The organism is Bacteroidota bacterium, assembly GCA_038746285.1.
Lineage (GTDB): Bacteria > Bacteroidota > Rhodothermia > Rhodothermales > JANQRZ01 > JANQRZ01.
The window spans coordinates 22378-28458 of the sequence record JBCDKT010000052.1 but is presented as its reverse complement, the minus strand read 5'-3'; the positions used below and the strand labels follow the sequence as shown (position 1 = coordinate 28458).

General features: G+C 68.9%; 4 protein-coding genes. All 4 read left to right on the top strand.

All coding sequences use genetic code 11. From position 1 onward, the window contains the following. Positions 1-1839 (top strand): T9SS type A sorting domain-containing protein (locus AAGI91_14460; GenBank protein ID MEM1043816.1); only part of this gene is annotated, 1839 nt, incomplete at its 5' end. Positions 1840-1968: 129 nt separating this feature from the next. Further along, entirely contained in the window at positions 1969-2538 is a 570-nt protein-coding gene (locus AAGI91_14455; GenBank protein MEM1043815.1) for a hypothetical protein, read from the top strand. 180 nt (positions 2539-2718) lie between these two features. Continuing rightward, positions 2719-5283, top strand: coding sequence for a zinc-dependent metalloprotease (locus AAGI91_14450; protein ID MEM1043814.1), 2565 nt, complete (start codon positions 2719-2721; stop codon positions 5281-5283). Between the two features lie 72 nt (positions 5284-5355). Further along, positions 5356-6021, top strand: a complete 666-nt coding sequence (locus AAGI91_14445) for an alpha/beta hydrolase (protein ID MEM1043813.1) — start codon at positions 5356-5358, stop codon at positions 6019-6021. Positions 6022-6081 lie beyond the last annotated feature (60 nt).

Genomic DNA, 6081 nt, shown 5'->3' with positions numbered 1-6081 from the left:
CTCGACTTCCTCAGCGGCAGCTTCGAGCTGTCGGAGGCGGCGATCGCGGGCGCGGGTACGGTGGACTTCAGCGGGACGACGACGCTCGACGGCTCGCTCGGCGGCCTGACCGGGACGATGGTCGTCTCCGGAGGCACGGTGGCACTCGGCCAGAACGAGTCGGTGCCTCATTTCTCGATGACGAACGGAACCCTGCAAGGCCCGGGTGCCCTCACCATCGCCGGCACCTTTAGCTGGACCTTTGGCACGCTAGCGACCGACCTGCGCCTGCTCGCCTCCGGCTCTGGTTCCTTCGCCTCCTCCTCCAAGACCCTCGGCCCCGGCTCCACCCTCCGCCTCGACGCCGACACCGACTGGACCGGCGGCCAGATCGTCGGCGGCGCAGGCAGCACCCTCGACAACAACGCCACGCTGACGAGCACCACCAACAACCCCCTGGTCTCCAGCGGCGGCGCGGTGCCGCGCCCGGTCTTCGACAACGACGGGGCCTTCGTCTACGACAACGCCTCGACGGCCGCCAACGCCTTCGCGCTCCAGAGCGGCGGCACGGTCGAGATCCGGCAGGGCATCTCGCGCTGGAGCGGAGGCGGGACGAACACCGGGCTGCTCCGGATCGACGCCGGGGCCGAGTTCGACCTCTCCGGCCCGACGGTCTTCACGAACGCGCCGAGCGGCACCATCGGCGGCGACGGCACCTTCGACGACCCGTCGGCCGGCAGCACGTCGAGCTTTGTCAACGAAGGCACGTTCGCGCCCGGTGCCTCGCCCGGCCTCCTGACCTACGACGGCACCTACGAGATGGCGGCCTCCTCGGTGCTTGCCATCGAGATCGGAGGGGGCGACCCACCGGTCGCCGGAGACGACTACGACCAACTCGCGGTCACCGGCGACGCCGAGCTCGGCGGCACGCTCCGCCTCGCGGTCGCTGTCGGCGACGCGCCCGCCATCGGGGACGTCTATACCATCCTCACGACCACCGGGACGCGCAGCGGCACCTTCGACGCCGTCGACGGGCCGTTCGGCTACACCTTCGACGTGCGCTACCTCACGCAGAGCGTCGAGGTCGAGGTGCTGACGGTGCCCAACTTCGACCTCGCAGCGACCAACACCGACCCGGCCGGCGACCCCATCGTCGTCCAGAAGCCGGGCGCGATCCAGTTTGCTTACTCCATCACCAACAACACGACAGCCCCGATCTCGGGCGACGTGTTCTTCACCGCCTCGCTCGGCAGCACCGTCCTCGCGCAGGGCGTGATCCTCTCGGGGACGCTGCCGGCGAACTCATCGAGTCCGGCACTGAGCTTCGCGCAGGCCATCCCGGGCAATACGCCGAACGGGACGTACACGTACGCGGTCAAGATCGGCCAATTCCCGAACACGGTCGTCGGGCAGGTGGACTTCACGGTCGTCGTAACCTCCGGCTCGCGGGAAGCCGAGGGCGAAGAGACCTGGGCAGCGCATGCCGCCGCCTCGTGGGTCGATGCCGACGGCTCGCTGCTGATGGCAGCGGTAGAAACAAAAGCGGATGCCGAGACGAGTGAGACCGACCTCGAAGCCGCGTCGGCCGCAGTGCCGGAGACGTTCGGCCTCGCGGCCGCCTACCCGAACCCGTTCCGGTCAGCGACAACGCTCGCGCTCGACGTGCCCGAAGCCGGGCGCGTGACGGTGGCGGTCTACGACGCCCTCGGCCGCCGCGTAGCGGTGCTACTCGACGAGGAGGTCGAAGCGGCGACGCACCGTGTACCGTTCGACGCCTCGGACCTTCCGAGCGGGGTGTACCTCGTGCGGGCGACCGGCGCAGGCCAAGCGGCGATGCAGCGCGTGACGCTGGTTCGGTAGCTCCCCGCACCAGGTCCTAGCAGAGGCGGCGGCTCCGCATCGGGGTCGCCGCCTTTGGGTGTCGCGGGTAGCGATATAGCTCGGCGCGCCGTCCGGCGATACCTTTAGCTCGGGTTCACTGTCTTTCCGATGCTCACGGTTTTTGCGGCGCCGGTGCTTCTGTTCCTCCTCGCGCTGCCCGTCCTGCTCCCCTACCGCTCGTTCCGGCTCGCGCTCCACAACAGCCGGCGGCCCGACGGATCGCGGAGTCCGTCGCGCGCGCGGCGCGAGGCGCGCCACGCGGTGCGGTTCGTGCGGACCTACATCGTCTTCCCGATCCTCGCCTTCGCCGCGCTCGGCCTTTGCCTGTTCCTGTTCCACCGCTACGTGGTGCCGGACACGACGCTGCACCACCTGTTCGGCAACAACCACCCGGAGACATCGCTGCACGCGCCCGACCTGGAGGCGTGGTACGAGGCCATCGACGAGGCGCGGCGCGAGTCCCGCGACCTGGTACGGCAGGAGTCGCCCTGGGTGCCGAAGCAGCGGCTGCGCGAGATCATCCTCACCCACTGGCCGCTGCACCTCATCTTTATGACCGTGCCCCCGGCCCTGCTCGTGTGGTTTCTCGTCCGGCACTACTACCGGGCGGCGCGGGCCTACCACCTCGGCGTCACGAAGCGCCACGAGCGGTACCGGCTGCGCGGCGCGCTGCGCTGAGGGCCGCGGCGCGGGGAGGTTAGCAACACGGGAAGGACCGGCTGCATCACCGGTGCGCTCAGCAGCGACATCGGGGCGCGCGGGCTGCGAAGGAGCACCGAACCGGACCTATCTTCAGCATGGTTCGTTTCGCGGCGTCGCCGCGCTGTGGCTTCTTCTTCGCTTTAGATCCCGCCTTCCATGCTGCACCCCATCCGTTCTGCCGGCTCCCTCGCTCTGCTGGTCCTGGCCCTCGCCGCAGCCGGCTGCTCCGGCTCCAGCCCGGTCGTGGCTCCGTCCTCCGGTTCATCTGACGAGAAAGACAAGGACAAATTCGCCGAAGCCGTGAAGTCCTCCGAGGCCATCGAGGGCCTGTTCACCGTCTACCGCGACACCACGAGTGGATCGATCCAGATGGCGATCGAGGCCGACCAGTTCGACCAGGAGTACATCTACTTCACGCACATCGTGGACGGCGTGCCGGTGGGCGGGCACTTCCGCGGGCAGTTCCGCGACAACAGCGTCTTCTCGATCCGCCGCCACTTCAACACGGTCGAGTTCGTCGAGGAAAACACGGCGTTCTACTTCGACGAGAACAATGCCCTCGCCCGCGCCGCCGACGCCAACATCAGCCCGGCCATCCTCGCCGTTGAGGAGGTCGTAGCCGAGGACGACTCGACGGGCCGCGTGCTCATCAAGGCCGACGGCCTCTTCCTCTCCGAAGCCTTCGCCCGCGTCAAGAACCCGCCGTTCCCGGGCCGCTCGCCGATGGCGTTTAGGCTCGGCAACCTGTCGAAGGACAAGACGACCGTCACCGACATCCGCAACTACCCCGAGAACACCGACGTGCACGTCCGCTACGTCTACGACAACCCGAACGCCCTCAACGGCGGCGGCGCGGCGGTGACCGACGCGCGCGCCGTCTCGGTGACGATGCAGCACAGCCTGATCGCGATGCCGGAGAGCGGCTTCGAGCCGCGCATCGACGACGCCCGCGTGGGCTACTTCACCCACCAGGTGACCGACCTCAGCTCGCCGAGCGCGACGCCCTACCGCGACCTGATCCGCCGCTGGCACTTCGAGAAGGAGGACCCCGCGGCGGCCGTCTCCGACGCGAAGGAGCCGCTCGTGTGGTGGATCGAGAACACGACCCCGGTCGAGTACCGCGAGGTCATCCGCGACGCGACGCTCCGCTGGAACCAGGCCTTCGAGGCCGCCGGCATCTCGAACGCCATCGAGGTCCAGGTCCAGCCCGACGACGCCGACTGGGACGCGGGCGACATCCGCTACAACGTCCTCCGCTGGACCTCGTCGCCGACCCCGCCCTTCGGCGGCTACGGGCCGAGCTTCTCAAACCCGCGTACCGGGCAGATGATCGGCTCGGACATCATGCTGGAGTACGTCTTCCTCAAGAACCGCATCGCCTACGACCGCCTCTTCGAGACCACGGCCCTCTTCCTCGAGGACGCCGAGGAGCTGGAGGCCCTCGGCCAGGCCGACCCGCACTTTTGCTCGCTCGGGATGCGCCTCCAGGCCGAGACCCTCTTCGGCCTCCAGGCCCTCCACGCCCAGGACGCCTCCGAGACCGAAGTCAGCACGCTCGTCGAGCAGTCGCTCTACTACCTCGTTCTCCACGAGGTCGGCCACACGCTCGGGCTCAACCACAACATGAAGGCCAGCCAGATGCTCACGCCCGAGGAGACGACCGACTGGAACCTCACGATGGAGCGCGGCCTGATCGGCTCGGTGATGGACTACCCGGCGCTCAACCTCGCCCCGCCCGGCGAGACGCAGGGGGCCTACGCCATTACCAAGCCCGGACCGTATGACGTGTGGGCGATCCAGTTCGGCTACGGCACCTTCGACGAGGCCGGCCGCGAGGCGCTGCTCGCGCGCTCCACCGAGCCCGACCTCACCTTCGGCAACGACGCCGACGACATGCGCGCCCCGGGCAAGGCCATCGACCCACGCGTGATGATCAGCGACATGTCGAGCGATGCCATCACCTACTCCGAGGGCCGCTTCGACCTGATCGACACGATGATGGACGACCTCGTCGAGCGCTACGACACGCCGGGCGACTCGTACCAGGAACTCCGCAACGCCTACATGATCCTGACCGGCCAGGCCGCCAGCGCCGCCGCCGTCGCCAGCCGCTACATCGGCGGGGTCTACGTCGAGCGCGCCGTTGTCGGGCAGCCGGGCGCGACGCAGCCGTTTACGCCGGTCCCGCGCGCCGAGCAGAAGCGGGCGATGGACATCCTCACCGAGCGCCTCTTCGCCCCGACCGCCTTTGAGCGCCCCGCCGGGCTCTACAACTACCTCGCCATGCAGCGGCGCGGGTTCAACTTCTTCGCCCGGTCCGAGGACCCGAAGATCCACGACCGCTACCTCAACACGCAGCGGAACGTCCTCGCCCACCTCCTCCACCCCGTCACGATGCGCCGCATCTCGGACGCCGGCCTCTACGGCAGCGCATACCCGCTCTCCGAGATGATGACCGACCTCACCAATGCTGTCTTCGAGGCCGACATGGACGGCGACGTGAACACGTTCCGGCAGAATGCCCAGGTCGAGTACACGCGCCGCCTCGCCGCGGTCCTGGAGAACGAGAAGGACCGCTACGACTACCTCAGCCAGTCGCAGGCCCTCGCCCAGCTCCGCCGGATCGAGTCGATGCTGGAGGACAAGCGCGGCGGGAACGACGAGACGGAGGCCCACACCGAGCACATCCTCTTCCTGATCGAGCAGACGCTGGACGACTGAGTTTGGAAGGTGGAGAAGAGAGGATAGCGGATGGAAAGAGCTATTTTTCATCCTCCACCCTCCTCCTCCCGCGTGTCGCCCGCCTCCCCCGACCACTCTGCTGACCCCGTTCTCCTGCTCCACGGCCTCGGCCGGACGCGGCGGTCGATGCAGTGGCTGGCGCGGCAGGTCGAGCGGGCGGGCTTCCGCACGGTCAACGAGAGCTACCCCTCCACCTGCCACCCCATCGGGACGCTCGTAGACGACCATGTGCGCCCGCTCTTCGAGGCGGCGCACGTCGACGGGCGACCCGTCCACGCCGTCACCCACTCGCTCGGCGGCATCCTCGTCCGCGCCTACGCCGAGCGCTACGGCCTCCCCGACGGTTCGCGCGTGGTGATGCTCGCCCCGCCGAACGCCGGCAGCCCCGTCGCCGACCTGCTGCGCGAGCGCTGGCCGTTCACGGCGTGGTGCGGCCCCGCCCTGCGCGAGCTAGGCACCGGCCCCGGCTCGGTTCCTCGGCGGCTCGGGCCGGTAGGCTTCGCGCTCGGCGTCGTCGCGGGCGAGCGGAACCTGTTCCCCTTCGGCCGGACGCTCGGCGGGGCCAGCGACGGGCTCGTCGCCGTCGACAGCGCAAAAGTCGAGGGCATGGCCGACTTCGTCGTCGTCCCGGCGGGGCACTCGCTGATCATGCGCCGCCGGATCGTGGCGGAGCACGTCGTGCATTTTCTGCGCCAGGGGCGCTTCGAGAGCGGTTAACGTCGTTAATGGACAACACTGGGCCCCTCGGTATCTTTTCGAGGCTCGCCGCGCAGACGC

Bases quoted from the DNA above. Each gene is read 5' to 3' on its own strand.
- AAGI91_14455 (MEM1043815.1), top strand. From the start codon at position 1,969: ATGCTCACGGTTTTTGCGGCGCCGGTGCTTCTGTTCCTCCTCGCGCTG.
- AAGI91_14450 (MEM1043814.1), top strand. From the start codon at position 2,719: ATGCTGCACCCCATCCGTTCTGCCGGCTCCCTCGCTCTGCTGGTCCTG.